This is a genomic window from Streptomyces sp. NBC_00086 (assembly GCF_026343255.1).
Taxonomy (GTDB): Bacteria; Actinomycetota; Actinomycetes; order Streptomycetales; family Streptomycetaceae; genus Streptomyces.
The window spans coordinates 1555097-1581761 of sequence record NZ_JAPELZ010000001.1 but is presented as its reverse complement, the minus strand read 5'-3'; the positions used below and the strand labels follow the sequence as shown (position 1 = coordinate 1581761).

Sequence of the window (26665 nt, the reverse complement as noted above, 5' to 3'; positions counted from 1 at the left end):
ACTTCAGGGAATCATGCCGCCACCGGCCGGGCCCAGCCGGGCGCTGATCACCGCGGGGGCCGTGGAGTGCGGCAGGAGCGAGGCCGGGTTCGCGGGGCGGATCAGCTCCACCTCCACGTCGTGCGCGAAGCGGTACGGGCGGTGGGCGAGCACGCCGCCGAGGTTGCGGCGCACCCGGGAGATCTCCGCGCGGACCGTCACCGTGCGCGTCGGGTCCCCGAACAGTTCCTGCGAGAGCTCCGCCGCCGAGCGCCCCCGCGGGGACTCCGCCAGCAGGAACAGCAGCTCCGCGTGGCGCGGGCTCAGCTCCTGCGACCAGCTCCCCGCGGCCCCGTAGACGGTGGCCCGCCAGGCCCCCGGCCGGCTGAGGTCGAGGACGACGCGGGCGGCCGCCCCGGCGCCGCTACGGGCCTCGGCGACGTTCAGCAGCCAGCCGCCCGGCAGCGGCTCCACCAGGCAGTCGCCGAGCTGCGGCACCCACACCCGGCCGGGCCCGAAGGACTTCGGCAGCGGGATCCGGTCGACCGGTGCGAGGCCCGTGACCGCCGCCGCCCAGCCGTTGCCGTCCACGGCCAGCGCCCGCCCCGGCATCCGGGCCAGCAGCGGGGCCGCCACCGACCGCAGCCGCTCCAGCGACTCCAGGTGCCGTATCCGCAGCTCCCGCTCCGCGAGCCGGGCCACCGAGCTCACCCACGCCAGGGTCGCCGGGTGCATGGTGGCCAGCGGCCCGCTGACGTCGAGCACCCCGAGCAGGGAGCCGTCGCGGGGGTCCCGGACGGGGGCTCCGGCGCAGGTCCAGTCGTGGTGGCTGGAGACGAAGTGCTCCGCCGAGAACACCTGGACCGGTCTGCGGGCCACCAGGGCGGTGCCGACCCCGTTGGTGCCGACCACCGACTCGTCCCAGTCGGCGCCCACCCCGAAGCCGAGCCGGTCCGCGTTGCGCAGGATCGAGGAGTGGCCCTCCCGCCACAGCAGCCGCCCGTCGGCGTCGGCGACGACCATGATGTGCAGGGCCTCGTCCAGCGAGGGCAGCAGCCCTTCGCGCAGGACGGGCAGCAGGTCCCGTAGCGGAGAGGTCTGGCGGCGCTCCTCGGTCTCGGCGAGCGAGAGCATCCGCGAACGGCTGTCGCGGTCCGGGTGGACCCCGCCCGCCATCATCCGGCGCCAGGACTCGGCGATCTCCGGGCGCGGCGCGGCCGGCGGCCGGTCCCCGGCCAGCGCGGCCGCCCGTACCCCCTTGAGCAGACGCGCGGCCTCCCGCGCGTCCATGGCCGAGATGCGTGCCGCATCGACCGCGCCACCTGTGGTCTGGGCCACCGGAACCTCCCCGTGCAAAACAGACGTACGACGGCTTCCGCCCGGCGGGCCGTCCGGTGCGCGCCACTTCCGGGGGCGGACCGGTGCGCCCGGAGGGCGGTTCCAAGTCAAAGGTTGCAACGTCTTGCAACTCTCGCCAAGTCCCGGTCGCCCGATCGAAACTGTACGGACGTCGCCGAGCGACGTGACAGCTCCTTCCTCGGGGCTTCTCGGATCAGGGGTGGTGCCGAGTCGGCGCGGCGCCATCCCTGTTCCAGGTCAACGGGCCCGGATGTCGCCGGGCGGTTCTGCTTCGGAAGGTTGGGGCCTTCCGTCAGACGGCGAGCGGAGGGTTGGGGCCCTCTCTCAGTCCGCGATCCGGGCCCGTTCCACCACGGATCCCAGATCAAGAGTGTGGGGCAGCGTGCCGAAGGCCGCACCCCAGTCACCGCCCAGGCGCGAGGCGCAGAAGGCGTCGGCCACCTCCGGCGGGGCCCAGCGGACCAGTAGGGATCCCTGCAGCACCAAGGCCATCCGCTCCACGACCCGCCGGGCACGCGCCTCGATGCCCTCCAGGTCCGCGAGCTCGGTCAGCAGGTTCTTGATGGCCGAATCCAGCCGGTGGTCGGCTCCGCGCGCCAGCCCGACCTCCTGGAGGAAGGCGTTCAGCGCCTGCGGCTCGCGCTGCAGGGCGCGCAGCACGTCGAGGGCCTGGACGTTGCCCGATCCCTCCCAGATGGAGTTCAGCGGGGACTCGCGCAGCAGCCGGGGCATCCCGGACTCCTCGACGTAGCCGTTTCCGCCCAGACACTCCAGCGCCTCCGCCACCATCGGCGTACAGCGCTTGGTCACCCAGTACTTCGCGGCGGGCACCGCGATGCGCAGGAAGGCCCGTTCCTGCTCGTTGCCGGTGCTCTGGACGGCGTCGTACGCGGCCGCGAGGCGCAGCGTGAGGGTGGTGGCCGCCTCCGACTCCAGGGCGAGGTCGGCGAGCACGTTCCGCATCAGCGGCTGATCGATGAGCGGCGCTCCGAAAGCAGAGCGGTGCTCCGCATGGTGAGCGGCCTGCGTCAGCGCCTGCCGCATCAGCGAGGCCGAACCGATCACGCAGTCCAGCCGGGTCGCCGCGACCATCTCGATGATGGTCCGCACCCCCCGGCCCTCCTCGCCCACCCGCCGCGCCCACGTCCCGTCGAACTCCACCTCGCTCGACGCGTTCGACCGGTTGCCCAGCTTGTCCTTCAGCCGCTGGATCGCGAAGACGTTGCGCGTCCCGTCCGGCAGCACCCGCGGCACCAGGAAGCAGGTCAGCCCGCCCGGCGCCTGGGCCAGTACGAGGAACCCGTCGCACATCGGCGCCGAGCAGAACCACTTGTGCCCCGTCAGCAGGTACTCGCCCGAGGCGTCCAGCGGCACGGCCGCCGTCGTGTTCGCCCGGACGTCGCTGCCGCCCTGCTTCTCCGTCATGCCCATCCCGAAGAGCACCCCGGCCTTCTGCCCGGCCGGCCGCAGCCCCTCCTCGTACACGTGCGAGGTCAGCCGCGGCTCCCATTCGGCCGCCAGCTCCGGATCGGTCCGCAGCGCCGGAACCGCCGCGTGCGTCATCGAGACCGGGCACCCGTGCCCCGCCTCGGCCTGCGACCACACGAAGAACCCGGCCGCCCGCCGCAGGTGCCCCGCAGGCCGCCCCCACGCGTCGGTCAGCCCGGAGCCCACGGCGTGCCCGAGCAGCCGGTGCCAGGAGGGATGGAACTCCACCTCGTCGATCCGGTTGCCGTACCGGTCGTGCGTCCGCAGCTTCGGCGGATTCTCGTTCGCCTGCGCGCCCCAGTCCTGCGCCTGCCGGGACCCCGCCGCGCGCCCGAGATCGCCGAGCTCTTCCCTTACCTCCGAGGCCAGTTCGGGCGCGGAGTCCGCGAGGTGCCGTTCGACCCCCTCGCTCAGCACCCGGTCGCTGCCGTAGACGTCGTGGCCCACGAGGGGCGGGGCCTGATTGCTGACTGTGTGGGTGGTGGCTGCCATGCCGATACCGTAAGGACGTGCAGCACGCGAAAGAAACACCCGAGCGGATTCCGGGACGCCTCCACCGGGCCCGCGCCCTCTACCGCAACGTCTCCAAGCGCAAGATGGCGTGGCTGCTGCTCAAAGACACCGTGAACTCGTGCATCGAGTACCGGATCCTCGGACTCGCCGCCGAGGCGGCCTTCTTCACCCTGCTCTCGCTGCCCCCGCTCTTCCTGGGCCTGCTGGGACTCCTCGGCTACGTCGACGGCTGGTCGGGCGGCACGACCGTCGCCAGCATCGAGGAGAACATCCTGCGGGCCGTCGGCACCATCCTGTCCGACCGGGGCGTCAACGACATCGCCAAACCGATGCTCGACGATGTCACCGGCCGGGGCCGGCCCGACCTCATCTCCCTCGGGTTCGCCTTCGCCCTCTGGTCGGGCTCGCGCGCCGTCAACGTCTTCATCGACACCATCACCGTCATGTACGGGCTCGACGGACACCGCGGCATCGTCAAGACCCGGCTGCTCGCCTTCGTCCTCTACATCGCCGCCCTGCTGATCGGCGCCATCGTGCTGCCGCTGATGGTGGTCGGCCCGGACGCGGTGGTGCGGCTGGTGCCCTGGAGCACGGAGGTGATCGCGGTCATGTACTGGCCCGTCGTCACGCTGCTCTCCATCGCCTTCCTGACCACGCTCTACCACGTCTCCGTCCCGGTCCGCTCGCCCTGGATCGAGGACGTGCCCGGCGCGCTGGTCGCCCTCGCCATGTGGGTGCTCGGCTCGTTCCTGCTGCGGATCTACCTCACCAACACGGTGGAGGGCCCGACCATCTACGGATCGCTGGCCGCCCCCGTGGCGATCCTGCTGTGGATCGGCATCTCCGCCTTCGCCGTCCTCGTCGGGGCCGCCGTCAACGCCGCGATCGACCGGGTCTGGCCCTCGGTGGCCACCGCGGCCGCCCGCGAGGCGAACGAGCGGGTCCGCGAGGCCGAGGCCGCCCAGCTCGTGGCCCGGGCCGCCGCCTGGCGGGCCATGGCCGAGGGGGAGTCGGAGGACGACGACGGCGAGGAGGACGGGGGCATGCCCTCGGAGTTCCCGGAGCGCTGGTCGAAGTTCCTGCCCCCCGAGGACTACCACTCCCGCCTGCGCAAGCACTGACCGCCGCCGTAGCGTGGTGTCCGTGGCGGACAGCGCGGACGACGCCGTGCCCGGCTCGGGGCACGAGGCACGGCACGAAGCACGGCACGGGGCACGGGACGGGGCACGGGACGAAGTGCGGGACGGGCCACGGGGCGAGGCGCCGTACGAGGAACGGCCGTCCCGGACGGTCGCCGGAGCCGTGCTCTGGCGGGCCGGCGGCACCGGCGCCGGCCTGGTGCTGCCCGACGGGTGCATGGACCTGCTGTGGGTGGACGGACGGCTCCTGGTCGCCGGGCCCGACACCGCCGCGCACCCCTCCGGAGAGGTACCGGGCTCGGGCTTCGCCGGGATCCGGCTGGCCCCCGGCACGGCGCCCGCGCTGCTCGGCGTACCGGCCCGGGTCCTGCGGGACCGGCGGGTCGAGCTGGCGGACCTGTGGCCCGCCGCCGAGGTACGGCGCCTCACCGCGCTCGTGGCCGCGTACGGGGATCCCCGCGAGGGACTGGAAGAGCTGGCCCGGCTCCGCACGGCCGAGGGCGGCCCCCCGGACCCCGTCGTCACGGAGGTGACGGCCCGGCTGCGCGCCGGGCAGGGGGTGGCCGCCGTGGCGGGGGCGGTCGGCCTCGGGGAGCGGCAGCTGCACCGGCGCTCCCTCGACGCCTTCGGCTACGGCCCCCGCACGCTGGGGCGGATCCTGCGCCTCCAGCGGGCCCTCGCGCTGACCCGGCGCGGGCTGCCGCAGGCGGCGGTGGCCGCGGCGGCCGGATACGCCGACCAGGCCCACTACAGCCGCGAGGTGCGCGCCCTGGCGGGGACCACGCCGGGGGCCTACGCGGCGGGGCCGGTGGCGGAGGGGCCGTCCGCCGGGTCCGCCGGTGCGAAGAGGGAGACCCCGGAGCCGTCCGGGTCCAGGACCACGGCGTAGCGCTGCCCCCAGAAGGCGTCCCAGGGCTTCAGGTGGCCCGTGTTCCCGGCCTCCGTCAGCTCCGCGTACAGCGAGTCCACCTCGGCGGGGGAGTCGCAGAGGAAGGCGAGCCCCACCCGGCCGTCGCTCGTGGGGCGGGTCCAGGACGGGTCGAAGGAGCGGATGACCTCCTCCGTGTCGAAACCGATCCGCTGCCCGCCCGGCAGGACGGCTTCGACGTGCGGCTGGGAGTCGGCCTCGGCGGGCACGTCGATGCCGAGACGGCGGTAGAAGGCGAGCGATGCGGCCATGTCGGAGACGATGATGCCGATCATGTCGAGTCGGGGAGTCATGGACTCACCCTAGGCACGCCCGGCCGGGCCGGTCTTGAACGAATCGGACACCGGCGGCGGCGCTGCCGTGGTTGGCCGGCCGATCCGGTCCGGGCCCGTCACCCGGGGGCTTCCTCCTGGGGCAGGTGCCGGTAGACCGTGGCCCGGGAGACCCCGAGGGCGGCGGCGATCGCGGTGGCCCCGCTGCCCGCCGCGTGCATCCGGCGGGCGGCCTCGATCATGGCGGGGCTCATGGCGGCGGGCCGCCCGCGCCGGCCTCCCGGTACGGGCCGTGCGGTCGGGGGAGCGGGCTCGGCGGGCCCGTCCAGCAGGCGCCGTACGCCGTCCAGCACGGCCTCGCGCAGCGCGGGGACGGGGGCGTCGGCGAAGAGCACCACCGGGTCGGAGAGCATGGCGACGGCCTGGGCGGCGCGCACCCGCTCCGCGAAGCCGGGCTCCGCCCCCGCGACCAGGGAGTTCGCCCGGAGCGTGGCGTCGCGCAGGCGGGCGAAGGCCGGTCCGGGGGTGGCCAGGGCCATGTCCTGCAGGTTCAGCCGGAGCAGGTGGCGGTGCTGCAGCCAGACGTCGAGGACCCCCTCGATGGCGGCCCACCGCGCACGCTCGGCACCGGAACCGGAGCCGCCCGCCGCGCCGGATCCACCGGGACGCGCCGACGCGGCGGCGCGGGCCAGGGCGGCCGCCAGATCGCGGAGCATCGGCTCGACCAGGGCGCCGAGGATGTCGGCCTTTCCGGGGAAGTGGTAGAGCACCGCCGGCTTGGAGACGCCCACCCGTTCGGCGATCTCCCGCAGCGAGGTCTCGTGGAACCCGTGGACCGCGAACAGCTCCATGGAGACCCGCAGGATCCGTTGCCGGGTGTCGGGGGCGGTCTCGGTCGTCGACGTGTTCCGCGACGCGGCGGCTACGGTGCACTGCGTCTCGTAAATCGTCTCAGAATCTGCGGTTCTGCTGGTCTCCATCGGAACAGCTTATGTTCTGTAGCCGACTTGACTGCCGATTTCTTCGGCCGGGCCTGACCGGCGGTAAGTTCGAAACCCGGCTTCAGGACGCCCCGTAAAAGAAGTGGCGCACGCCTGAGGGTGCTTGTTACGGTGGGGTCGTTCCCGCCTGATCGGTGCGGGACGGTTCGTCAGCACGTATGCAGACCCGGAGGTGAGTTCATTGATGACTGTCATGGCGCAGGGCGTTGCCCGCACTCAGAAGACCATCAATGTCACTTCTGTGGTCTCCGGCTGACCTCGAACCCCTTTCGCGCCCGGTAGCGGCGCGCACCGCCGGGGCCACCCTGTGAAGGGTTTCCCTTGTCTTTCTCTTCTTTCCCGCAGGCTTCTCTCTCGCACGCCCTCACCCCCTACGGCTGGGACGACGCGTGGGCGGCCGAGTTCGCCCCGTACGCGGATCAGGGCCTGCTGCCCGGCCGGGTGGTACGGGTCGACCGCGGCCAGTGCGATGTCATGACCGCGGACGGCATCGTCCGCGCCGACACCGCCTTCGTCACCCCGCACGACCCGCTCCGGGTCATCTGCACCGGCGACTGGGCGGTGCTGGAGGCGCACGGCAACCCGCGCTACGTGAAGACGTACCTGCCGCGCCGGACCGCCTTCGTACGGTCCACCTCCTCCCAGCGGTCCGAGGGGCAGATCCTCGCCTCGAACGTGGACCACGCGATCATCGCGGTGTCCCTGGCCGTCGAACTGGACCTCGGCCGCATCGAGCGGTTCCTCGCGCTCGCCTGGGAATCGGGGGCGCAGCCCCTCGTGGTCCTGACCAAGGCGGACCTGGTCCCGGACCCGGTCACCCTCGGACACCTCGTCGAGGACGTGGAGGCGACGGCCCCCGGGGTCACGGTCCTCACGGTCTCCTCGGTGACCGGGGAGGGCACGGACGTGCTCGCCGCGGTGGTCGGGGGCGGTACGAGCGTGCTCCTCGGGATCTCCGGCGCGGGCAAGTCCACGCTGGCCAACGCCCTGTTGGGGGAGGAAGTGATGGAGGTCCAGGCGGCGCGCGACGTCGACGGCAAGGGCCGCCACACCACCACGACGCGCAACCTGCTCGCGCTGCCCGGCGGCGGCGTGCTCATCGACACCCCCGGGCTGCGCGGCGTCGGGCTCTTCGACGCGGAGGCCGGAGTCGGGCAGGTCTTCTCGGAGATCGAGGAGTACGCGGAGCGCTGCCGTTTCCACGACTGCGCGCACGAGGCGGAGCCGGGGTGCGGGGTGCGGGCCGCGGTGGACTCCGGGGAGCTGGCCGAGCGGCGGCTGGAGAGCTACCGCAAGCTGCTGCGGGAGAACCAGCGGATCGTCGCGAAGACCGACGCACGGCTCCGGGCGGAGATCAGGCGCGACTGGCGGCTCCGCTCGGCGGAGGGCCGCGCGAACTATTCCGCGAAGCGCACGGGCCGGGCCTGACGGCCACCGCCTCCGGGGCACTGCCCCCGGAGGCCCGCCCCCCCCGGATGCGCCTGCCCCGGGACCCACTGGGTCCCGGGGCAGGTTCGTACCCGCCCCGGGACCCGGTCCCGTACCCCGCCGCCTACGGGCGGGGTGCGGACTACCCGTGGACTACCCGTGTACTGCCTTGCTCTGCTCCTCGGAGTCCTGGTGATCCGGCGTGCCGGTCGCGGCGGTTGCGCGCAGCGCCGCCTCGACCCGGCGGTTGCTGGTCATGGTCGCCGTGACGGCGGTCATGGCGAGCAGGAGGCCGGAGGCGGCGTAGAGCGGGGTGCGCACGTCGTACACGGTGGCCAGCCAGCCGCCGAGGAAGGCGCCGAACGGGGCGGCGCACATGGCGAGCATGCGGGAGGTGGAGGCGACCCGGCCCATCAGGTGGGCGGGGACGATCGTCTGCCTCAGGGAGGGTGCGAGCACCATCGTGGCGCCCATGCCCGCCCCGCAGACGGCGAGCGCGAGGCCGGCCACGTACGGGTTCGTGGCGGTGGCGAGTCCCAGGATGGCCAGCCCCTCGACCGCGGCCGTGCAGGTCAGCGCGGTGCCGGTGCCGAGGCGCCGGCCGAGGAAGGAGGCGATGCCCGCGCCGAGCAGGCCGCCGGTGGCCTCCGCCGTGAGGAGCAGGCCGAAGCCGAAGGCGCCGATGCCGAGACGGTCGTGGGCGAAGAGGGCGAGCACGGTCTCCACGGCGAGGAACGCGATGTTGCCGACCGCCGGGCGCAGTGCGAGCCCGAGCAGCAGCTGGTCCTTGAAGACGTACGAGGCCCCGGCCCGGGCCTGCCGCAGCAGCGACTCGCGGGCCTGCGGTGCGGGCCGGGGCACGGCGGGCAGCGACCGTACGAGCAGTGCGGAGACCGCGAACGACACCGCGTCGGCGAGCAGCGGAACCGCCCGCCCCAGCGCGAGCAGCGCACTGCCCGCGGGCGGCCCGGCGAAGCCGGACGCGGCGGTCTGGGCGCCGCGCAGGCGGGAGTTGGCGCGCTCCAGGAGCGCGGGGTCACGGCCGAGCAGATCCGGCAGATAGGCCGTGGCGGCCGTGTCGAAGAAGAGCCCGCCGAGGCCGAGCAGGAAGCCGACGACCGCGAGCAGTGGAATGCTCAGCATGTCGAGCGCGGCCGCTGCCACCGGTATCGCGAGGAGCACCGCGCGTGCGGCGTCCGCGACCCACATCGTGCGCCGGCGGTCCCAGCGGTCCACCAGCGCACCGCCGAGCACCCCGAAGAGCAGCCACGGCAGAGTGCCGGCGGCGGTGACGACGGCGAGCGCCATCGGATCCCGCGTCAGCGTCAACGCGATCAGCGGCAGTGCGGCATGCGTCACCCCGTCGCCGAGCGAGGACACCGTCTGCGCGGTCCACAGTCGTCCGAACCCGGACGGCAACTTCTTGAGTTCTGAAGTCACTTGGCGTCTCCCTCGGTCTCGTTGCGGCGTGCCGGGTGGAACAGTGCGAAGACGAGTGACGTGTCCGGCAGTGAGGGATCGGACAACTCCCGGTACTCGCGGGCCAATGCCCCCAGTCGCGCCCCCAGCTCCGCGAACTGCTCCTCGGTGAGCCGCAGATGCATCATCCCCACGTGCCGCTGGCTCTCCGCCGGCGACTCCTCCAGGTCCGCCACCGCATGCCGCATCAGCACGTCCGGCCCGCCCTCGCCCCGATCCGGCAGCACGATCGACCGCGCGGCCATCGCGTAGTACCGCTCGGTGACCCCCCGCACCTTCCGGGTCCGCACCACCTTCACGAGACCGGCCCGCTCCAGCAGCCGTACGTGATAGCTGGAGCTTCCCTTCGCCAGGCCCACCCGGGCGGCGATCTGGGTGATCGTCGCCGGCTCGAACCGGAGCATGGCCATGATCCGGTGGCGCGTGAGGTTGGAGACCGCGCGCATCTGGTCGTCAGTGGTGACGTGAAGCGTTTCGGGTAGCTCGTCGGTAGGCATGTCGCCAATGGTCAATGTTTCTTGACCATTGCGCAAGAGGATTGCGCGTTCGGTTGATCAAGATGAGGGAGAGGGACCGGCGGCGGGGTCGGCAGAGGCCGGCGAGAGGGCCGGGCGAGAAGCCGGACCGGGATCAGGGCGAGAGGCCGGACCGGGATCAGGGCGAGGGGCCGGCGGGGTCGGTGAGGGGGCCGGGCGAGAGCGCCGGCGGAGGCGGGGCGAGAGCGCCGGACCGGGATCAGGGCGAGGGGTCGGCAGAGGCCGGGCGAAGGGCGGGGCGGGGAGCCGGGCGGCGGCCCGGCTGAGGTGCGGCTACGCCCACAGCACCGTCCCCACCCACGCCCCCACCACCAGCAGGCACGCGAACAGCTCCACCAGCACGCTCGTCCCCACCGCCCGCATCACCGCCCGCACCGACGCCCACGCCTCCCCGTGGGCGCCCAGGCGGCGTCGCTCGCAGAGGTAGATGCCGCCCACGAAGCCGGGGACCGTGCCGACCACCGGGAGCAGCACGAAGCCCAGTACCGCGCCCACACCCGCGTACACCACCATCCGGCGGGTGACGCCGACCCCACGGAGCCGCCGCGGGGGCAACAGCCACTTCACCACCTGCACCACCAGCAGCAGCGCCGTCGCGCCCGCCAGCAGGCCCCAGGCGGCCGTCGACCGTTCGTGGAGCGCCCACCACAGGACTCCGGCCCAGACGAGGAGGGTGCCGGGGGCGCCGGGGACCAGTACCCCGAGCAGTCCGAGCACCAGCACCAGCCCCACCAGCAGCAACTGGGGCAGCTGAGGCAGGTCCATCTGCTCAGCCTGCCCGGCCCGGGGCTATCGGGCCACCCAGCCCCGTTCGTACGCGTGCCAGCCGAGCTGCAGCCGGGTCGTGACGCCCGACAGTTCCATCAGGCCCTTGACCCGTCGCTGGACGGTCCGCAGGCCCAGCTCCAGGTGCTTCGCGACGCTCGCGTCCGTCATCCCCGCCAGGAGGAGGGTGAGGATCTCCAGGTCGGTGGCGTCGGGTCCGCCGTCCGATTCCTCCGGCGCGCCGGTGGAGCCGAGCCGCAGCGGGAGCGACTCCCGCCAGACCGCCTCGAAGAGGCCCATCAGGGACTCCAGCAGCCCCGACGCGTGCACGACCAGCGCCGCCGGCTCCGCGCCGCGCGCCGTCAGCGGGACCATCGCGAGCGACCGGTCCGCGATGACGAGTTTGGTCGGCACCGCGGCCGTCACCCGGATGTGCTCGCCGCGGGCCAGCGCCGTGGACGCCTCGCGGATCCCGCTGGGCTGGGTGAGCACATCCCGTTCGATGACCACCCGGTACGAGACCCCGCGGACGGCCGCCCGGTCCTCCGCGTCGTTGTCCGTCCCCGTCACCACCTGCGGCCGGCCGCTGACCAGCGCGAGCACCTCCTCCACCGCGCCGAGCTGGAGCTGGTGGAAGCGGTGGGCCACCGCGCTGGCGCCCGTCACCACCTCCACCAGGTCGTGCACGGCCGGCTCGGCGGCCTCCGCCCGGTACTCCTCCGCCAGCAGGGCTGCCGCCAGCTCCGCCTGCTCCAGCTCGTGCCGCTGCTGGGTGAGCAGGGCGCCCAGGGCCACCCCGGGCGGGGCCGCCACCCAGCGGCCGGGCCGGGCGGAGGACTGGGCGGCGAGCCCGTGGCGCTCCAGGTGGCGCAGGGTCCGTTCGGTCTGCTGCACCGGCAGCGTCAGCCGGTGCGCGAGGTCCGGTATCTCCGCCGCCCCCAGCGCGACCAGCGCGCGGTAAGCGGACTCCTGTCCTTCGTCGAGACCTATCGCACTCAGCAACCCGTCCACCCAACCCTCTCAGTGCCGTTCCTGGCGGGAAGCGGCCACGGCGCAAACCCGCCGCGGACATCATCGCCGCACCCCCCGCCCCTCTGCCAAGGTGGCGCCACCGCAGCACCAACATCCGCTGGCCAGAAGCCATTTACGCGGCGCTTTCGTCGTGCAATGCAGTGGTTGGCCGGAATTCACCTGGAGAGAGCGATGCGCCCGATATCGCGTACGGCACTGGGAGCGGCCATCGCCGCAGTCCTGGCCGTCACGGCCGTGGGCCCGTCCACGGCACAGCCGAGCGACGGAGCGTCCGGAGCAGGGACCGGCACCGAGAAGAGGGCCCTCACCGGGAGCGAGGCGGCCTCCCGGCAGCCCACCGCACCCGTCACGGTCACCCTCGTCACCGGTGACCGGATCCTGGTGTCCACCGACGCGGCGGGCCGCACCGCCGCCACCGCGATGCCCCGCGAGGACGGCTCTCAGCCGATCGTGCAGACCCGCCAGGCGGGCAAGGACCTCTACGTCTACCCCGAGAGCGCGATCAAGGCGCTCGCCGCGGGCAAGGCCGACGAGGAACTCTTCAACGTCACCGCCCTGATCCGCCAGGGCTACGACGACGTGCACGCCAAGAAGCTCCCGCTGATCGCCGTCTACGAGGCCTCCGCGGGCCTGGCGCGCAGCGCCCCGCCCGTCCCGGCCGGCGCCGAGCAGTCGCTGGTCCTCGGCTCCATCGGCGGCGTCGCGCTCGCAGCCGACAAGGAGAAGGCCGCGGACTTCTGGGCCGACGTCACCGGCGCGAACGTGAACCCGCACGCGCGCTCGGCCGCCGCCCCCCGGCTGAAGAAGCTGTGGCTGGACGGCAAGGTCCAGGCGAACCTGGAGCGTTCCACGAAGCAGGTGAGCGCCACCGCCGCGTGGGCCGCCGGATTCGACGGCACGGGCACCAAGGTCGCCGTCCTCGACACCGGCACCGACCTCGAACACCCCGACCTCAAGGGCCGGGTCGCCGAGGCGAAGAACTTCACCGACTCGGACACCGCCGAGGACCGCCAGGGCCACGGCACCCACACCATCTCCACCGTCGGCGGCTCCGGCGCCGAGAGCGGCGGAGCGAAGAAGGGCGTCGCCCCCGGCGCGCAGCTGCTCAGCGGCAAGGTCCTCAACGACTCCGGCTACGGCCTGGACTCGTGGATCATCGCGGGCATGCAGTGGGCCGTGGACAGCAAGGCCGACGTGATCTCGATGAGCCTGGGAGACCCCTCCCAGCTCTCCTGCGACGACCCGATGGCCGCGGCCACCGAGGCGCTGGCCCAGAGCAGCAACAGCCTCTTCGTCATCGCCGCCGGCAACGCCGGCCCCGGCAACAACACGGTCTCCTCGCCCGGTTGCGTGCCCAGCGTGCTGACGGTGGGCGCCGTCGACCGCGACGACAAGACGGCCTCCTTCTCCAGCCGCGGTCCGGCGGGCCTCAACCACACCCTCAAGCCCGAGATCGCCGCCCCCGGCGTCCAGATCTCCGCCGCCGCCGCGGGCGGCCGCGGGGTGTACGCGTACCAGTCGATGTCGGGCACCTCGATGGCCACCCCGCACGTCGCGGGCGCCGCCGCCATCGTCAAGCAGCGCCACCCCGACTGGACCGCGCAGCAGATCAAGGCAGCGCTGGTCGGCTCCGCCAACACCGCGGTCCCGGGCGACGTACGGGAGACCGGCGGTGGCCGGCTCGACGTCAAGGCCGCCATCGACACCACGGTCACCAGCGCCCCCGCGCTCCAGGGCGGCACGTACAACTGGCCGCAGGACCGCAGCGACCGCACCGCAGTCGAGGTCCCGTACACCAACACGGGGACCAAGCCCGTCACGCTGAACCTCTCCGTCGAGAAGGTCACCGGCAACGACGGCTCCGCCGTCCGCAGCCAGGTCGCCCGTCTGGACAAGCGCACCGTGACCGTCCCGGCCGGCGCCACCGTCAAGGTGCCGCTCGCCCTGGACCCCGCCGCGAAGCTGGAGCGCTCCCAGTACGGGGACGTCACCGGCCGCGTCGTCGCCACGGCCAAGGGCGTGCACGTCTCCACCCCCTTCTCCCTCTACGTGGAGCCGGAGACGGTCACCCTGCGCGTCAAGCTCCTCGACCGCACGGGCAAGCCGGCCGCCGGACCGTCCTCCCTGGACGTGATCGGCACCGACGACGCCACCGGTGAGCGCCGCTTCAACGAGGGCGCCGCCGACCAGGTCTACCGGGTCCGCCCGGGCTCGTACCTCCTCTCCGCCTTCGTCGGCACCCCCGACGCCGGCGAGAACCCGGGGATGTACGACTCGCTCACCTACCTCGGCCGCCCGCAGACCGAGATCAAGAAGGACACGGTGATCGTGCTGGACGCCCGCAAGGCGGCCAAGCTGAGCATCGCCACCGACAAGCCCACCGAGGCGCGCGCCACCACCCTGGCCTTCTCCCGCTCCTGGGGCGAGGAGGGCTGGCAGCACGCCGGCACCGCCATGGGCGGCCGCACGATCCGCGGCTACTACGCCTCGGTCGACGGCACGGCCAAGGAAGGCGACTACGAGTTCGGCAGCTACTGGCGGGCGGCGGCGCCGCTGCTCTCCGAGCTGAAGGTGAACGGCGGCCCGGTGCTGCACCCGATCACCGCCTCCACCGGCAGTGAGAACCTCGACGGAGTCGGCAGCGCCCCGCTGGTCAACGCCGGCTCGGGCACCCCCGAGGAGCTCGCCGCCGTCGCCGCCAAGGGTGCGTTCGCCCTGGTCAAGACGGCGGAGGAGGGTTCGGTCTACCAGATCGCGGAGAACGCGAAGGCGGCCGGAGTCAAGGCCCTCCTCGTCCACCGCGACGCCCCCGGCCGCTGGCAGGCCTTCATCGGCTACTCGGGCGGCGCCCTCCCGGTGCTGGCCGTCGAATCCGCCGAGGGCCAGGCCCTGCTGGCCAAGCTCGCCAAGGGCGCGGTCACGCTGAGCTGGAAGGGCAGCGCGAAGAGCCCGTACGTCTACAACCTGGCCCAGATCGAGAAGGGCCAGGTCCACGGGGACCGCACCTACCGGGTGCGCGACCGTGACCTGGGCACCGTCGAGTCCTCGTACCAGTCCATGGGCGTGGCGGCCGACTTCATCGACGTCACCGGCGCCTACCGGCCGCTCGGCAACGCCGTGTACTTCGGCTCCATCGACACCGTCGCGGTACCGGGCAAGCGCACCGAGTACTACTCCGCAGGGGACACCGCCTGGGACCACCTGGTCTCCAGCAGCTTCCCGTGGGGCGAGTTCATGACCGACCAGCACCGCACCTACAAGGCGGGCTCCCAGCGCGCCGAGAACTGGTACGACGGGGTCATCGGCCCGGTCGCGCCGCGCGACACCGCGGGCAAGGAGCAGCTGGCCGCCGAGCGGCAGGGCAACCTGATCGGCTTCTCCTCCGCCATGTGGGGCGACACCGGGCACTACGCCCAGCAGGGCGGCTTCGGCGACCTCGGCAACGTCTCGCTCAAGCGTGACGGCGAGTCGCTGGGCGACACCGGCTACCCGTTCGGCGTCTTCGAGGTCCCGGCCGGCGAGGCCACGTACGAGATGACCCAGTACCTGGAGAAGGTCGGCCAGCCGGCCCGTACCTGGCAGCGCTCCTCGGGGATCCAGACCACCTGGACCTTCCGCTCGAAGCTGGACGCGACGCAGTACTCGCAGGCGCTGCCGGTCATCTTCCCGCGGATCTCCGCCCCGCTGGACGGCATGAAGACCCTGGCCGCGGCCAACGGCCAGCAGATCGGCCTGGCGGTCAGCGGGCACGCGGGCTACGCGCCGGGCGCGCTCAAGTCGGCCAAGCTGTCGTACTCGTACGACGAGGGCGGCAGCTGGACCGAGGCGAAGGTGAGCGGGCGCGGTGGGCAGTGGACCGCGACCGTGGACCACGCCGGAGCCGCGGGCAAGCAGGTCATGCTCAAGGTCGAGCTGACCGACGCGAAGGGCGCCACCGTCACCCAGACGGTCGCGCGAGCGTACGACATTCGCTAAGTCGTACGACATAGAGCCGGGGGGTCCATCGGACGGCGGTCCGATGGGCCCCCCTTTTTCCTGCGTTCGCCGGATTTCGGCTGCGCCGGAGCCCGACAATGAGGGCCATGAGTCAGCGGGACGCGGGCGCGGATGACTGGTGGCAGAAGCTCTACGAAGACCCCGACGCGGGACCGGAACCCGATCCCCGGGACACCCTGGAACACCGCTTCCGCTCGGCGGCGGTGCTGGTGGCGCCGACGCCGTCTCCGTCCCCGCCTCCGTCACCGGTACCCCGTCCGCGGAGGGATCCGGGGACGGTGACGGAACACGCCCCGGATGCGGGGGCGGGGCCGCCTGCTGCTGCGCCGGGGCCGGAGGCTGGGTCGCCTGTTCCTGGGCACGCGACGGTGGTGGGGCCGTCTGTCCCTGAGCCGGGGCCGGTGCTCGGGGGGACGCTGCCGGTGGCGGGTTCCGTGCCGGAGGCGGGGCCGCGTGCTGCTGCGCCCGTCCTGGAGGCTGGGTCGCCTGTTCCTGGGCCCGCGTCGGTGGTGGGGCCGCCTGTTGCTGAGCCGGGGCCGGTGCTCGGGGGGACGCCGCCGGTGGCGGATTTCGTGCCGGAGGCGGGGTCGCCTGTTCCTGGGCCCAGGCCGGAGGTGGAGCCGCCTGTTGCTGTGCCCGTGCCGGAGGTGGGGCCGCCTGTTGCTGCGCCCGAGGTGCCGGCTGCCGGGGCTGCGGTGGTGGAAGGGCCGCCTGTTGCTGTGCCCGTGCTGGAGGCGGGGTCGCCTGTTCCTGGGCCCGCGACGGTGGTGGGGCCGTCTGTCCCTGAGCCGGGGCCGGTGCCCGGGGGGACGCCGCCGGTGGCTGATTTCGTGCCGGAGGCGGGGCCGCGTACGCCGGGTCCCAGGTTGGTGCCCCAGGCGGAAGCGGAGCCGCCCGTGGCGGATTCCGGACCGGCGGCGGCGTCGGAGGCCTGGACGGGGGACGCGTACGGCGGCTCGCCGCTGCCGCCGCCCCGGGACCCCCGGGAGGGCGGCCAGACCTGGTACGCACTCGGTAGCGTCGCCGTCCCGCCCGCGCTGCCCGCCGAGGAGTCGGGCGAACCATCCGACTGGAGCTGGGGCCCGCGGGACGAGGGGCCCACAGCGGCTGCGCCCCCGGCGGAGGCTGGGCACGGCCCCGCGGGCGCGTACGGCGAAGCCGGGCACCCGGTCCAGGCCACCCCGGCACCGGGAGCGGGTGGCGCCGGCGATCCGTGGACGGGTCCGGGCGCCGGCTCACCGCCGGGGCCCGCGTACGGGTCCGGCCCGGGCCCCGTCCTGGGCTCTGGTCCGGCTCCGGGAGCAGGCGCAGGCTCTGATCCGACGCCAGGCGCCGGCTCCGTCGTCTCCGGGGCGGATCCCAGGTCAGGCCCTGCCGCCGCTCCCAAGTCCGGACTTGGCCACGGGCCCGGTGGCACCCCGGGCCAGGGGTTCGGTCCCGGGTCTGACGCCGGCTTCGGTGCCGCCTCCGGTTCCGGTCCCGGCTCTGGGCCCAGTCCCAGCTCTGGTCCTGTTCCCGGGCCGGGCTCCGTGCCCGCCTCCGGGCCGGGCTCTGGCCCCGTGTCAGCGTCCGGCCCCGGTGCAGGTCCTGGTCTTGACTCAGGTCCAGGGTCCGGGTCCGGCGTCAGCCACGGTCCCGGTTCCGGCCTTGGCTCTGGCCCCGTTCCGGGGTCGGGCTTCGGTTCCGGCCCCGACGTCGACCCCGGGTCCGGCGTCAGCCACGGCCCCGATCCTGTTCCGGGCTCGGGCTTCGGGTCCGGCCCCGGCGCCGGTCCTGGTTCCGGCCTTGGCTCTGGCCCCGTTCCGGGGTCGGGACGCGATTCTGGGTCCGGCGTCGACCCCGGGTCCGGCGTCAGCCACGGCTCCGGGTCTGTTCCGGGCTCGGGCTTCGGTTCTGGCCCCGGCGCCGCTCCCGGTCCCGGTTCCGGACCTGGCTCTGGCCCCGTTCCGGGGTCGGGACGCGATTCCGGGTCCGGCGTCAGTCAGGGCCCCGGGCCTGGCTCTGGCTCTGAGCCCGTTCCGGGGTCGGGCTTCGGGTCCGGCCCTGGGGTCGGTCCGGGGTCGGGACTCGGTTCCGGGTCCGGCATCGGCCAGGGCCCTGGGCCTGGCTCTGGCTCTGAGCCCGTTCCGGGGTCGGGCTTCGGGTCCGGCCCTGGGGTCGGTCCGGGGTCGGGACGCGATTCCGGGTCCGGCGTCAGTCAGGGCCCCGGGCCTGGCCCTGGTTCTGGACCCGTACCGGGGTCGGGCTTCGGACCCGGCCCCGGGTTCGGACTCGATTCCGGGGCTGGTGTCAGCCCCGGGCCCGGCCCCGGCTCCGTGCCCGCCTCCGGGCCGGGCTCTGGCCCCGTGTCAGCGTCCGGCCCCGGCTCTGGGGTCGTGCCGGGGGCCGGCTTCGGTTCTGGGCTCGGTTCTGGTGCCGGTACCGGCTTTGCCCTCGGGTCGCATCCGGGGTCCGGGGCGGGCTGGGGGGCTGCTCCCACGGACGGGGGCGGTGGCTCGGGGGACGGGGTTTTCGGGGTGCCGCGGCCCGTGGTGGCGCATTTGGGGGACCGGCCGCCCACCTACGCCGCGGAGCCCATCGCGCTGCCCGCCGCCGACCCGGCCGGGCTCGCCGCGCTGACCCCCGACACCGTGCTGGAGGGGGCCCAGTACGGCGGCTACACGCTGCGCGCCGCCTCCGTGCGCGGGGACTCCGCCCGGTTCCGGGGCGAAGCCCGGCGGGACTTCCTGCTCACCGCCCGCTTCGGCACCGGGCCCGACGCGCTGGTCCTGGTGGTGCTCGCCGGCGGGGACCGGGCCGCGCCCGGAGCCGCCGAGGCCGCCGCCGAGGTGTGCCGCTCCGTCGCGGCAGCCGTCGGGCGCAGCCAGGAGCGGCTGTCGCAGGACATCAGGGACGGCCGGCGCGAAGCCCTGCGTTCGGGGCTCCAGCGGCTCACCGACCGCGGCTACGGGCAGCTGCGCGCCCGCGCCGCCGAGCTGGGGCTCCCGGAGGACGGCTACACGGCCGGGCTGCGCGGACTGCTGCTGCCGGTCGACCCCGGCTGCCGCACCCGGGTCTGCTTCGGCGCGGGCGCGGGCGGGCTGTTCCGGCTCCGGGACGGACAGTGGCGGGACCTGGAGGAGCCCCCGCCGGCAACCGGCCCGGCAACCGGTCCGGCACCCGCATCCGCCGAGCCCCCCGGCGGGTTCCGCTTCCGCTTCCGGGCCTCCGTGGCCCGCCCCGGCGACACCCTGCTCCTGTGCTCCGGCGGCCTCGCGGACCCCATGCGCGAGGAGGAACCGCTCTCCGTCGAGCTCGCCGACCGCTGGGCCGACGCACCCCCGCCGGGCCTCGCCGCCTTCCTCGCGGACACCCAGCTCCGCCTCAAGGGCTACGCCGACGACCGGACGGCCGCCGCGGTCTGGGAGGCGTAACCCGGCGGATCATGCGTGGATGGGAGGCGCACCCGGCAGAGCCGAACCGGAAAGGGCGCCCCCACCATGGCCAAGCAGAACGTGGCGGAGCAGTTCATCGACATTCTCGTGCGCGCCGGCGTGCGCCGGATGTACGGAGTCGTCGGGGACAGCCTCAACCCCGTCGTCGACGCGATCCGCCGCACCGGCGGCATCGAGTGGATCCAGGTGCGCCACGAGGAGACCGCCGCCTTCGCGGCCGGCGCCGAGGCCCAGATCACCGGCACCCTCGCCGCGTGCGCCGGCTCCTGCGGCCCCGGCAACCTCCACCTGATCAACGGGCTCTACGACGCCCACCGCTCGATGGCCCCGGTCCTCGCGCTGGCCTCCCACATCCCCTCCGGCGAGATCGGCCTCGGCTACTTCCAGGAGACCCACCCCGACCGGCTGTTCACCGAATGCAGCCACTACAGCGAGCTGATCTCCAACCCCCGCCAGATGCCCCGGGTCCTGCAGAGCGCCATCCAGCACGCCATCGGGCGCGGTGGCGTCGGCGTGGTGTCCCTGCCCGGGGACATCGCCTCCCTGCCCGCACCGGAGCAGAGCGCCGAGCAGGCGCTGGTGACCGCGCGGCCGACCGTACGGCCCGGCGAAGGGGAGATCGACAAGCTGGTCCGGCTCATCGACGAGGCCGACCGGGTCACCCTCTTCTGCGGCAGCGGCACCGCCGGCGCGCACGCCGAGGTGATGGAGTTCGCCGGCCGGGTCAAAGCGCCCGTCGGGCACGCCCTGCGCGGCAAGGAATGGATCCAGTACGACAATCCGTACGACGTCGGCATGAGCGGGCTGCTCGGCTACGGCGCGGCCTACGAGGCCACCCACGAGTGCGATCTGCTGATCATGCTCGGCACGGACTTCCCCTACAACGCCTTCCTCCCCGACGACGTCAAGATCGTCCAGGTGGACATCCGGCCCGAACACCTCGGCCGCCGCACCACACTGGAACTCGCGGTCTGGGGCGACGTACGCGAGACCCTGCGCGCGCTGAACGCCCGGGTGAAGGCCAAGACGGACCGCCGGTTCCTCGACCGGATGCTGAAGAAGCACGCGGACGCCCTGGAGGGGGTGGTGAAGGCGTACACGCGCAAGGTGGAGAAGCGCACGCCCATCCATCCCGAGTACGTGGCCGCGGTCCTCGACGAACTCGCCGACGAAGACGCGGTGTTCACCGTGGATACAGGCATGTGCAACGTATGGGCGGCGCGCTATCTTTCCCCGAACGGTAAGCGCCGCATCATCGGCTCCTTCAGCCACGGCTCGATGGCCAACGCCCTTCCGCAGGCCATCGGCGCACAGTTCACCGATCGCGGACGTCAAGTGGTGTCGATGTCCGGCGACGGCGGTTTCTCCATGCTGATGGGAGATTTCCTCACCCTGGTGCAGTACGACCTCCCCGTCAAAGTGGTCCTCTTCAACAACTCATCCCTCGGTATGGTCGAGTTGGAGATGCTGGTTTCCGGCCTTCCTTCGTACGGAACCACGAACAAGAACCCCGACTTCGCGGCGATCGCCCGCGCGGCGGGCGCGTACGGCGTCCGGGTGGAGAAGCCCAAGCAGCTCACAGCGGCTTTGAAGGACGCTTTCAAGCACAAGGGACCCGCTTTGGTGGACGTGGTCACCGACCCCAATGCCCTGTCCATTCCACCGAAGATCAGCGCTGAAATGGTGACCGGATTCGCGCTTTCGGCCAGCAAGATCGTGCTGGACGGAGGGGTGGGCCGGATGATCCAGATGGCGCGATCCAACCTCCGCAACGTGCCGCGCCCTTGAGCCCGTATGCGTGCGGATTCGCCCGGGGGGCATGCATCCCGTAGGCCTGTTCGACCGGCGGGCCGTCGGGAAGTGGACACGCGGGAGGTACATCGCCGTGCGGGTGGGGGCGAAGGCCGGAAAGTTGTGGCGGAGAGGGCGGCCGGTGCCGCGCGAACCGTCGGCCGAGGACAAGGCGGCGGTGCACGCGTCGGGGATCACCCGGAGCGTGCGGCGGGCCGATCTCAAAGCGGTGGGGGAAGTCCGCAGGGATCTCAGGGAGTTGATGCGCCACCGGTGCAGGGCGGAGGCCGCCGAGGTGGCCGAGCTGCTGATCACCGAGCTCGTCACCAACGCCCTCGTCCACACCGATCAGGGAGCCGAGGTCTCCGCGACGCTCGCCGCCGACCGGCTGCGGGTGGAGGTCCGCGACTACGCCGCCCGCCGGCCCCGGCCGCACGTACCGTCCGCCGACGACGGTACGCACGGCAGGGGACTGGTGCTGCTGCAGTCGCTCGCCGACGCCTGGGGCGTGGACGCGCTCGGGCTGTCGCTGGGGGGCGGCAAGGTGGTGTGGTTCGAGCTCGACGGAGCGAAGGAGGCGGGGCCCGCCTGAGCGGACGGGCGGACCCCGCGAGCCGGATCCCGGACGGGCCCGGGCCCGTCAGGTGATCATCCGAACTGCTGCTCCAGATCCTTCAGTTTGCGTTCCAGCGAGTCGAGCCGGGGGAGCGTCTGCGTATCGTCCTCGGCGGTGAGATCCACCGTCCGGGAGCCGACGACCGTGTCGGCCTTCTCGGCCGTGTGATGGGCTTCCGTTCCGCTCACGGCCTGCAGGGAGGGCCGGCGCCGTAGGGGCAGCTGTCCGGTTTCCGCTATGGCCGGCTCCGCGCCGACCGGCGCGGAGCCCGCTCCGGGGGCCAGCCCCGGCGCCTCGACCTGACGGGCGCGGGCCACGCGCCCGAACGCCCGGTTCTGCCGGCCGAGCGCCTTGATGTGCGCCCGGTCCAGGCGGTGTTGCTCCCGTCGGCGGTGCCGGTCGTTCTCCTTCTCCTTCTTGTCCTCGCGCACCTCGTCCACGGCCTCGTCGAGCGTGCGGACCCCCTCCAGCAGCATCAGCGACCAGGCGCCGAAGGTCTCCCGGGGCGCCCGCAGCCAGCGGACCATCCGGATCTGCGGCAACGGCCTCGGGATCAGGCCCTGTTCGCGCAGCGCGGCCCGGCGGGTCTGCTTCAGCGCGCGGTCGAAGAGCACGGCCGCCGAGAGGGACATGCCGGAGAAGAACTGCGGAGCGCCGTCGTGGCCGAATCCGCGCGGGGCGTGCACCCAGTTGAACCAGGCGGCGGCTCCCGCGAACAGCCAGACCAGCATGCGCGAACCGAGGGCCGCGTCGCCGTGGCTGGCCTCGCGGACGGCGAGCACCGAACAGAACATGGCGGCGCCGTCGAGACCGAAGGGGACCAGGTACTCCCAGCCCCCGGACAGGTTGAGGTTTTGCCGGCCGAAGCCGACCAGCCCGTGGAAGGAGAGCGCCGCGGCGACCGCCGCGCAGCAGAACAGCAGGACGTACGAGGCGGTCCCGTAGACGGCTTCCTTGCGCCGCCGCCGCTCCTCGCTGCGCTCCCAGCTGTCCTCGGCGACCCCCGCCTTCTCGCCTTCGCGCTTGCCCCGGGCCAGTACCGCCACTGCCGCAAGTACGCCCAGGATCAGCAGGCTGCCGGGCAGCAGCCAGTCCAGCGATATGTCGGTCAGTCTCATGCGGTTGTCCCTTGCCTCGCGTATGCGGCTGTTCGGCTTGTGGCCGGTGCGGCTTTCCGGGCGCCATAGTGGCGCAGCCGGTGAGCCGTACACGCGGGTTTCGGGGCAAGTGGACGCCAACGGGGGGCGGAGCCCGCCGGATAGGGTGTTGCGGATCGAACTCCCGCTCGTGTGGGACGAGTTGAGTTCGATTTTCGTCAGCCGGACGGGTGGGTTGAGTCGGCGGGGGCGGCGGCGCGGAAACTCGGTGGCGGGCGTACGGCCGGGTGGGTGACACCGGCCGCCCTTCGGCGCCCTGCGCGGCGCCGGTCCACACTGCCCCGGAGAAGGTCTGGTCAGCCCGATCGACGCCAGTACCGAGGACGAGGTGACCAGGCTGCTCGGCCTCGGCGCCACCAGGGCGGACGTGGGACAGGGCCCGGATCGGAGCCGGGAGGTCATGGCCGATCCCGAGGGCAGCGAGTTCTGCGTACTGCGGACCCTGGCGCCGTAGGCCGGACCGCTTCGCTCAGTCGTCGGCCGTCAGGCGCGTGATCCGGTCCTCGTCGCAGGTGCGGGGGCAGGTGACGCAGGTGTCGTCCGGGCGGATCGTGTAGAAGAAGCAGCAGCTCGCCCGGTCACGGGTGGGCAGCTCCCGGCCGTCCGGGGCTTCGAGGGTGCGGAAGCCGGCGCCGCCGGTGTACGGGGCGGTCGAGCCGGGGAAGAGCCGGTCCAGCTCGCGCATCGCCCGCTGCTCCTCGGCTTCGCCGAGCAGGTTGCCCACGTACCAGAGGCTCTCGACCACGTCGTCGGTCACCATGCCCCACAGGGCGCGCCGGCCGCGCCGCATGCGCGGGCCGAAGCCCTCCATGAGCGGTTCGAGGTGCTGGGCCACCGCAGCCCGTACCTCTGCGCGCAGCGCGTCCTCGTCGGGCACGACCCGGGCCCCGGGGAGCGCTGCGGCCGGGTCGTCCGGCAGGCAGGCGAAGGAGTGGACGCGGACTGCCATCCGGCCGTCGGTCCGGTGGAAGGACACGGCCTCCGGGGGCAGGAGCGGCACGCGCCGGTCCAGGAACCAGGGAGCCGTGAACAGCAGACAGGCCTCCCACGCGTACCGGTGCAGTCCGAACCCCGCCACGACGTCCGGTCGGCCCGGGCGCCCGTAGTCGCGCAGGATCTGGGCCTCGTCCCACGCGAGGAACGCCTCCAGGGCCTCGCCGCCCGCCGCGAGCTCGTCCGCACCGACCCACCCCACACCGCGAGGGGAGGGTTCGTGCGGGGCGAGCTCGGTGACGCGCAGTCCGGCGTAGGCCTCGGTCAGCCGCGCGTAGGCGTCCGCCACCGGAGAGCCGGCCGGGGCGGGGGTGCGTACGGGGCGGACGGGGTGGACGTGGCCCTGGGCGGGCGCGACGGCCGTGACGGTCATGGCGAACCACCGAATCACGCGATCGTTAACAGGTAAGCCTTACCTTACCTGATCTCTGTGGGGTGTGGGAAGGCGGGCTATTCTTCGGGTGCAGATCGAAACCCGTGGAGGACCGAGTGCGCGAGACGGCCCGAGCCCGGGTACCGGAGCAGCAGAACCGGAAGGTCGTACGCCACTCCGTGCGGGGGCAGATCCTCGACGCCCTGCGTGCGGCGCTGCTCGCGGGCGAGCTGGCACCGGGGGAGATCTACTCGGGGCCGGCCTTGGGGGAGCGGTTCGGGGTCTCCGCGACGCCCGTGCGCGAGGCGATGCAGCAGCTGGCGCTGGAGGGGGTCGTCGAATGCCTCCCGAACCGGGGCTTCCGGGTCCTGACCCGGACCCCCGGGGAGCTGGCGGAGCTGGCCGAGGTCAGGGCGTTGCTCGAAGTGCCCGTGATGCTGCGGCTGGCCCGTACGGTGCCGGCGGGGGCCTGGGCCGCGGTGGTGCCTGCGGCGGCGGAGGCGGAGGCGGCGGCAGCCGCGGGTGATGCGGCGCGGTACGCCGATGCGGACCGGGCGTTCCACCGGGCGGTGCTCGCGCTGGCGGGCAACGCCCAGCTCCTTCTGGTGGCGGAGGACCTCCACCGCCGCTCCCAGTGGCCCCTGCCGGGCCCCCGCCGCATCCGCCGGGCGGACCTCGTCGCGGACGCGGCGCAGCACGTGGCGGTACTGGCCGCCCTCTCCACGGGCGACCTCCCGGAGGCGGAGTCCCTGATCCGCACCCACTTCGCGTCCCCCTGACGGATCCCGGGGGACCGGTCCCCCGGGCCCCTGCGCCTCAAACGCCGGCGGGGCTGGGGTGTGGTCGGCGTCTGCCTGGCTGCGTGGGGGCCGGTGCCGGGGGCGGGGTGGGGTGTCGGCCTGGACTGCATGATTTAGGCGCCCCCTGCTCTACTCCGACAGGGTTCGGGCTGTACCTGCGCCACAAATCACGCTTTACGTCCAGGCCGACACCCCACCCCGCCCCCGTCCCCGACCCCGGCGCGCCCCCAACCCCGACCGGGGGGCGGCATGCCCGGCTCGGGTGCCCCGACTTCGACCGGGGGTGTCGTGCCCGGCTCGGCGTTCGTCCGTTCCTGGCCGGGGTGCCAATGCACCCGACTGGGGGTGCCGACGTGCCCGGCTCGGGTGGCTTCGTCTCTGGCCGGGGCGTGGAGCCGCCTGGGGCCCTTTCAGTCGCCCGGGGGTTGGGTCTTTTCAGCCGTCCGGCGTTTGAGGACCGGGGTCTGGGGCGGAGCCCCAGGGGTCCGGGCGTAGCCCGGGGCCCCTTCCCGGGCGCAGCCCGGGGCATCCTCAGCCTCGCCGGCGTTTGAGGCGCGGGTCCGGGCGGAGCCCGGGGAACGGTGGAAGGGCGGGTCGGGGACTTCGCCCCGCAGGGCATCCCCACCCGCCCACCGGGCCCCCCACGCCGGGACGGGGGTGGCGAGCACCCCGCCGGGCCACCGCCGGGACGGTGCCCGGCGCGGAGTCGGGGAGGCCCGCCTGGCGCGTCAAGAAGGGGTTGGGGTGGGGTGGAGTTGGTCTGCCAGCCAGGTGGGGATTCCGCCCAGGAGGTGGAAGAGGCGGCGGGCCTCCGCGCGGAGGCGGGCCGCCTCCGGTTCCGGTTCGGCTTCGGCCAGGGCCGCCAGCGCCGGGGCGGTGCCGACCAGGAAGCCCAGGTCCTCCCGGATGCGGAGGGACTCCGCGAAGCCCTTGCGGGCCTCGGCGACCTCCCCGTCCCGCAGGGCCAGCGCCGCCAGGTGCCGCCAGGTGAAGGAGAGCAGCAGGGTGTCCCCGTGGGCCAGGGCGCCCGCGTGGGCCCGCCTGTAGGCGGGCAGGGCGGAGGAGGGTGCGTCCGCCAGGTGCTCCGCGACCAGGCCGCGCCGGAAGTCCAGCAGTGGCCGGGTGCGCGACCCGGGGGACAGCAGGGCCGCCGCGCGGCCGAGCGCGGAGCGGGCCTCGTCGGCCCGGTCGCGTACGCCCAGTACGGTCGCCGCGTACGCGAGGTGACCGCGTTCGCAGGCGGCCGCGCCCCGGTCGTCGTCGTCCTGGGAGACCGCTTCGGCCACCCGCAGGGCGTCCTCCGCCTCGGCCCAGCCCTGCCCCGTGAACAGGCAGCGCTCGACCAGGAGTCCGGTCCGCTGTACGGCGGCTCCGGCATCGGACAGGTGCGGCGTCAGCAGGGCCGCCGCGTCGGTCCAACAGCCGCGCGAGCGCAGCCGCCATATCGCCCGCTGGAGGGGGTCGTCTCCCCCGATAGTTCCGGCACTGGACATGGCGGTATCCGCCACATTGCCCTCCCCAAAGCAACCAAGCAGCACGTCGTTGAGCCCTGGGGCGAAATGAGAGCACGGATCGGCAGGTTCGGC

General features: G+C 73.6%; 19 protein-coding genes and 1 pseudogene. 9 read left to right on the top strand and 11 right to left on the bottom strand.

Translation table 11 applies throughout. The features are described from left to right. Nucleotides 1-3: 3 nt before the first annotated feature. Together OG276_RS07020 and OG276_RS07015 are read right to left on the bottom strand one after the other, a co-directional pair. The gene (locus OG276_RS07020; RefSeq protein WP_266912585.1) at nt 4-1269 is read right to left on the bottom strand and encodes a GAF domain-containing protein; all 1266 of its coding nucleotides are present in this window, start codon (nt 1267-1269) and stop codon (nt 4-6) included. Between the two features lie 393 nt (nt 1270-1662). Further along, nucleotides 1663-3318, bottom strand: a complete 1656-nt coding sequence (locus tag OG276_RS07015) for an acyl-CoA dehydrogenase family protein (protein WP_266903605.1) — start codon at nt 3316-3318, stop codon at nt 1663-1665. Nucleotides 3319-3335: 17 nt separating this feature from the next. On the opposite strand from OG276_RS07015, the gene OG276_RS07010 reads away from it, so the two are divergent. Beyond that, entirely contained in the window at nt 3336-4460 is a 1125-nt protein-coding gene (locus tag OG276_RS07010; RefSeq protein WP_266903604.1) for a YihY/virulence factor BrkB family protein, read from the top strand. A 115-nt stretch (nt 4461-4575) separates the two neighbouring features. Further along, nucleotides 4576-5367: a helix-turn-helix domain-containing protein gene (locus tag OG276_RS07005; RefSeq protein WP_266912583.1), complete on the top strand. Its 792-nt coding sequence runs from the start codon at nt 4576-4578 to the stop codon at nt 5365-5367. Here the strand turns inward: OG276_RS07005 and OG276_RS07000 are convergent. Together OG276_RS07000 and OG276_RS06995 are read right to left on the bottom strand one after the other, a co-directional pair. Next, entirely contained in the window at nt 5271-5699 is a 429-nt protein-coding gene (locus OG276_RS07000) for a VOC family protein (RefSeq protein ID WP_266903603.1), read from the bottom strand. The two genes, OG276_RS07005 and OG276_RS07000, sit on opposite strands and share 97 nt — an antisense overlap. 98 nt (nt 5700-5797) lie before the next feature. Then, nucleotides 5798-6658, bottom strand: coding sequence for a TetR family transcriptional regulator (locus tag OG276_RS06995; protein ID WP_266903602.1), 861 nt, complete (start codon nt 6656-6658; stop codon nt 5798-5800). Between the two features lie 342 nt (nt 6659-7000). Here OG276_RS06995 and rsgA point away from each other — a divergent pair, with 342 nt between their 5' ends. Next, nucleotides 7001-8107, top strand: a complete 1107-nt coding sequence (gene rsgA / locus OG276_RS06990; RefSeq protein ID WP_266903601.1) for a ribosome small subunit-dependent GTPase A — start codon at nt 7001-7003, stop codon at nt 8105-8107. A 153-nt stretch (nt 8108-8260) separates the two neighbouring features. Here rsgA and OG276_RS06985 read toward each other — a convergent pair whose 3' ends face one another. The 4 genes from OG276_RS06985 to OG276_RS06970 form a co-directional block, all read right to left on the bottom strand. Continuing rightward, nucleotides 8261-9547 (bottom strand): MFS transporter, encoded by a 1287-nt coding sequence (locus tag OG276_RS06985; RefSeq protein ID WP_266903600.1) that lies wholly within the window; start codon nt 9545-9547, stop codon nt 8261-8263. After that, a complete protein-coding gene (locus OG276_RS06980) occupies nt 9544-10083 on the bottom strand; it encodes an ArsR family transcriptional regulator (protein ID WP_266903599.1) in 540 nt (179 codons plus the stop codon). Before OG276_RS06980 ends, OG276_RS06985 begins: the two co-directional genes overlap by 4 nt. A gap of 312 nt (nt 10084-10395) precedes the next feature. Next, nucleotides 10396-10887: a DUF456 domain-containing protein gene (locus tag OG276_RS06975; RefSeq protein ID WP_266903598.1), complete on the bottom strand. Its 492-nt coding sequence runs from the start codon at nt 10885-10887 to the stop codon at nt 10396-10398. A gap of 24 nt (nt 10888-10911) precedes the next feature. Continuing rightward, entirely contained in the window at nt 10912-11889 is a 978-nt protein-coding gene (locus OG276_RS06970) for a helix-turn-helix domain-containing protein (protein WP_266903597.1), read from the bottom strand. Nucleotides 11890-12090: 201 nt separating this feature from the next. Here OG276_RS06970 and OG276_RS06965 point away from each other — a divergent pair, with 201 nt between their 5' ends. From OG276_RS06965 to OG276_RS06950, 4 genes are all read left to right on the top strand, one after another. Beyond that, nucleotides 12091-15894 (top strand): S8 family serine peptidase, encoded by a 3804-nt coding sequence (locus OG276_RS06965; RefSeq protein ID WP_266903596.1) that lies wholly within the window; start codon nt 12091-12093, stop codon nt 15892-15894. 2549 nt (nt 15895-18443) lie between these two features. Then, a complete protein-coding gene (locus tag OG276_RS06960; RefSeq protein ID WP_323182315.1) occupies nt 18444-19328 on the top strand; it encodes a protein phosphatase 2C domain-containing protein in 885 nt (294 codons plus the stop codon). A gap of 66 nt (nt 19329-19394) precedes the next feature. Beyond that, nucleotides 19395-21137, top strand: a complete 1743-nt coding sequence (locus tag OG276_RS06955) for a pyruvate dehydrogenase (RefSeq protein ID WP_266903595.1) — start codon at nt 19395-19397, stop codon at nt 21135-21137. A 208-nt stretch (nt 21138-21345) separates the two neighbouring features. Continuing rightward, nucleotides 21346-21732, top strand: a complete 387-nt coding sequence (locus tag OG276_RS06950; protein ID WP_323182405.1) for an ATP-binding protein — start codon at nt 21346-21348, stop codon at nt 21730-21732. A 56-nt stretch (nt 21733-21788) separates the two neighbouring features. Here OG276_RS06950 and OG276_RS06945 read toward each other — a convergent pair whose 3' ends face one another. Further along, nucleotides 21789-22874 (bottom strand): DUF2637 domain-containing protein, encoded by a 1086-nt coding sequence (locus tag OG276_RS06945; RefSeq protein ID WP_266903593.1) that lies wholly within the window; start codon nt 22872-22874, stop codon nt 21789-21791. A 334-nt stretch (nt 22875-23208) separates the two neighbouring features. Between OG276_RS06945 and OG276_RS06940 the strand changes: the two are divergent. Continuing rightward, nucleotides 23209-23367, top strand: a pseudogene (locus tag OG276_RS06940) (VOC family protein); the annotation flags it as partial. Nucleotides 23368-23382: 15 nt separating this feature from the next. On the opposite strand, the gene OG276_RS06935 reads toward OG276_RS06940, so the two are convergent. Next, nucleotides 23383-24279: a (2Fe-2S)-binding protein gene (locus tag OG276_RS06935; protein ID WP_266903592.1), complete on the bottom strand. Its 897-nt coding sequence runs from the start codon at nt 24277-24279 to the stop codon at nt 23383-23385. A gap of 116 nt (nt 24280-24395) precedes the next feature. On the opposite strand from OG276_RS06935, the gene OG276_RS06930 reads away from it, so the two are divergent. Then, the gene (locus OG276_RS06930; RefSeq protein WP_266903591.1) at nt 24396-25058 is read left to right on the top strand and encodes a GntR family transcriptional regulator; all 663 of its coding nucleotides are present in this window, start codon (nt 24396-24398) and stop codon (nt 25056-25058) included. 749 nt (nt 25059-25807) lie between these two features. On the opposite strand, the gene OG276_RS06925 is transcribed toward OG276_RS06930, so the two are convergent. Then, nucleotides 25808-26587 (bottom strand): hypothetical protein, encoded by a 780-nt coding sequence (locus OG276_RS06925; RefSeq protein WP_266903590.1) that lies wholly within the window; start codon nt 26585-26587, stop codon nt 25808-25810. Between the last annotated feature and the right edge of the window lie 78 nt (nt 26588-26665).

What these genes read in the sequence shown, in the direction of transcription:
- OG276_RS06945 (WP_266903593.1), bottom strand. Translation starts at nt 22,874, where the DNA reads ATGAGACTGACCGACATATCGCTGGACTGGCTGCTGCCCGGCAGCCTG.
- OG276_RS07015 (WP_266903605.1), bottom strand. Translation starts at nt 3,318, where the DNA reads ATGGCAGCCACCACCCACACAGTCAGCAATCAGGCCCCGCCCCTCGTG.
- OG276_RS06955 (WP_266903595.1), top strand. Translation starts at nt 19,395, where the DNA reads ATGGCCAAGCAGAACGTGGCGGAGCAGTTCATCGACATTCTCGTGCGC.
- OG276_RS06975 (WP_266903598.1), bottom strand. Translation starts at nt 10,887, where the DNA reads ATGGACCTGCCTCAGCTGCCCCAGTTGCTGCTGGTGGGGCTGGTGCTG.
- OG276_RS07020 (WP_266912585.1), bottom strand. Translation starts at nt 1,269, where the DNA reads ATGGACGCGCGGGAGGCCGCGCGTCTGCTCAAGGGGGTACGGGCGGCC.
- OG276_RS06980 (WP_266903599.1), bottom strand. Translation starts at nt 10,083, where the DNA reads ATGCCTACCGACGAGCTACCCGAAACGCTTCACGTCACCACTGACGAC.
- OG276_RS06995 (WP_266903602.1), bottom strand. Translation starts at nt 6,658, where the DNA reads ATGGAGACCAGCAGAACCGCAGATTCTGAGACGATTTACGAGACGCAG.
- OG276_RS07000 (WP_266903603.1), bottom strand. Translation starts at nt 5,699, where the DNA reads ATGACTCCCCGACTCGACATGATCGGCATCATCGTCTCCGACATGGCC.
- OG276_RS06935 (WP_266903592.1), bottom strand. Translation starts at nt 24,279, where the DNA reads ATGACCGTCACGGCCGTCGCGCCCGCCCAGGGCCACGTCCACCCCGTC.
- OG276_RS06965 (WP_266903596.1), top strand. Translation starts at nt 12,091, where the DNA reads ATGCGCCCGATATCGCGTACGGCACTGGGAGCGGCCATCGCCGCAGTC.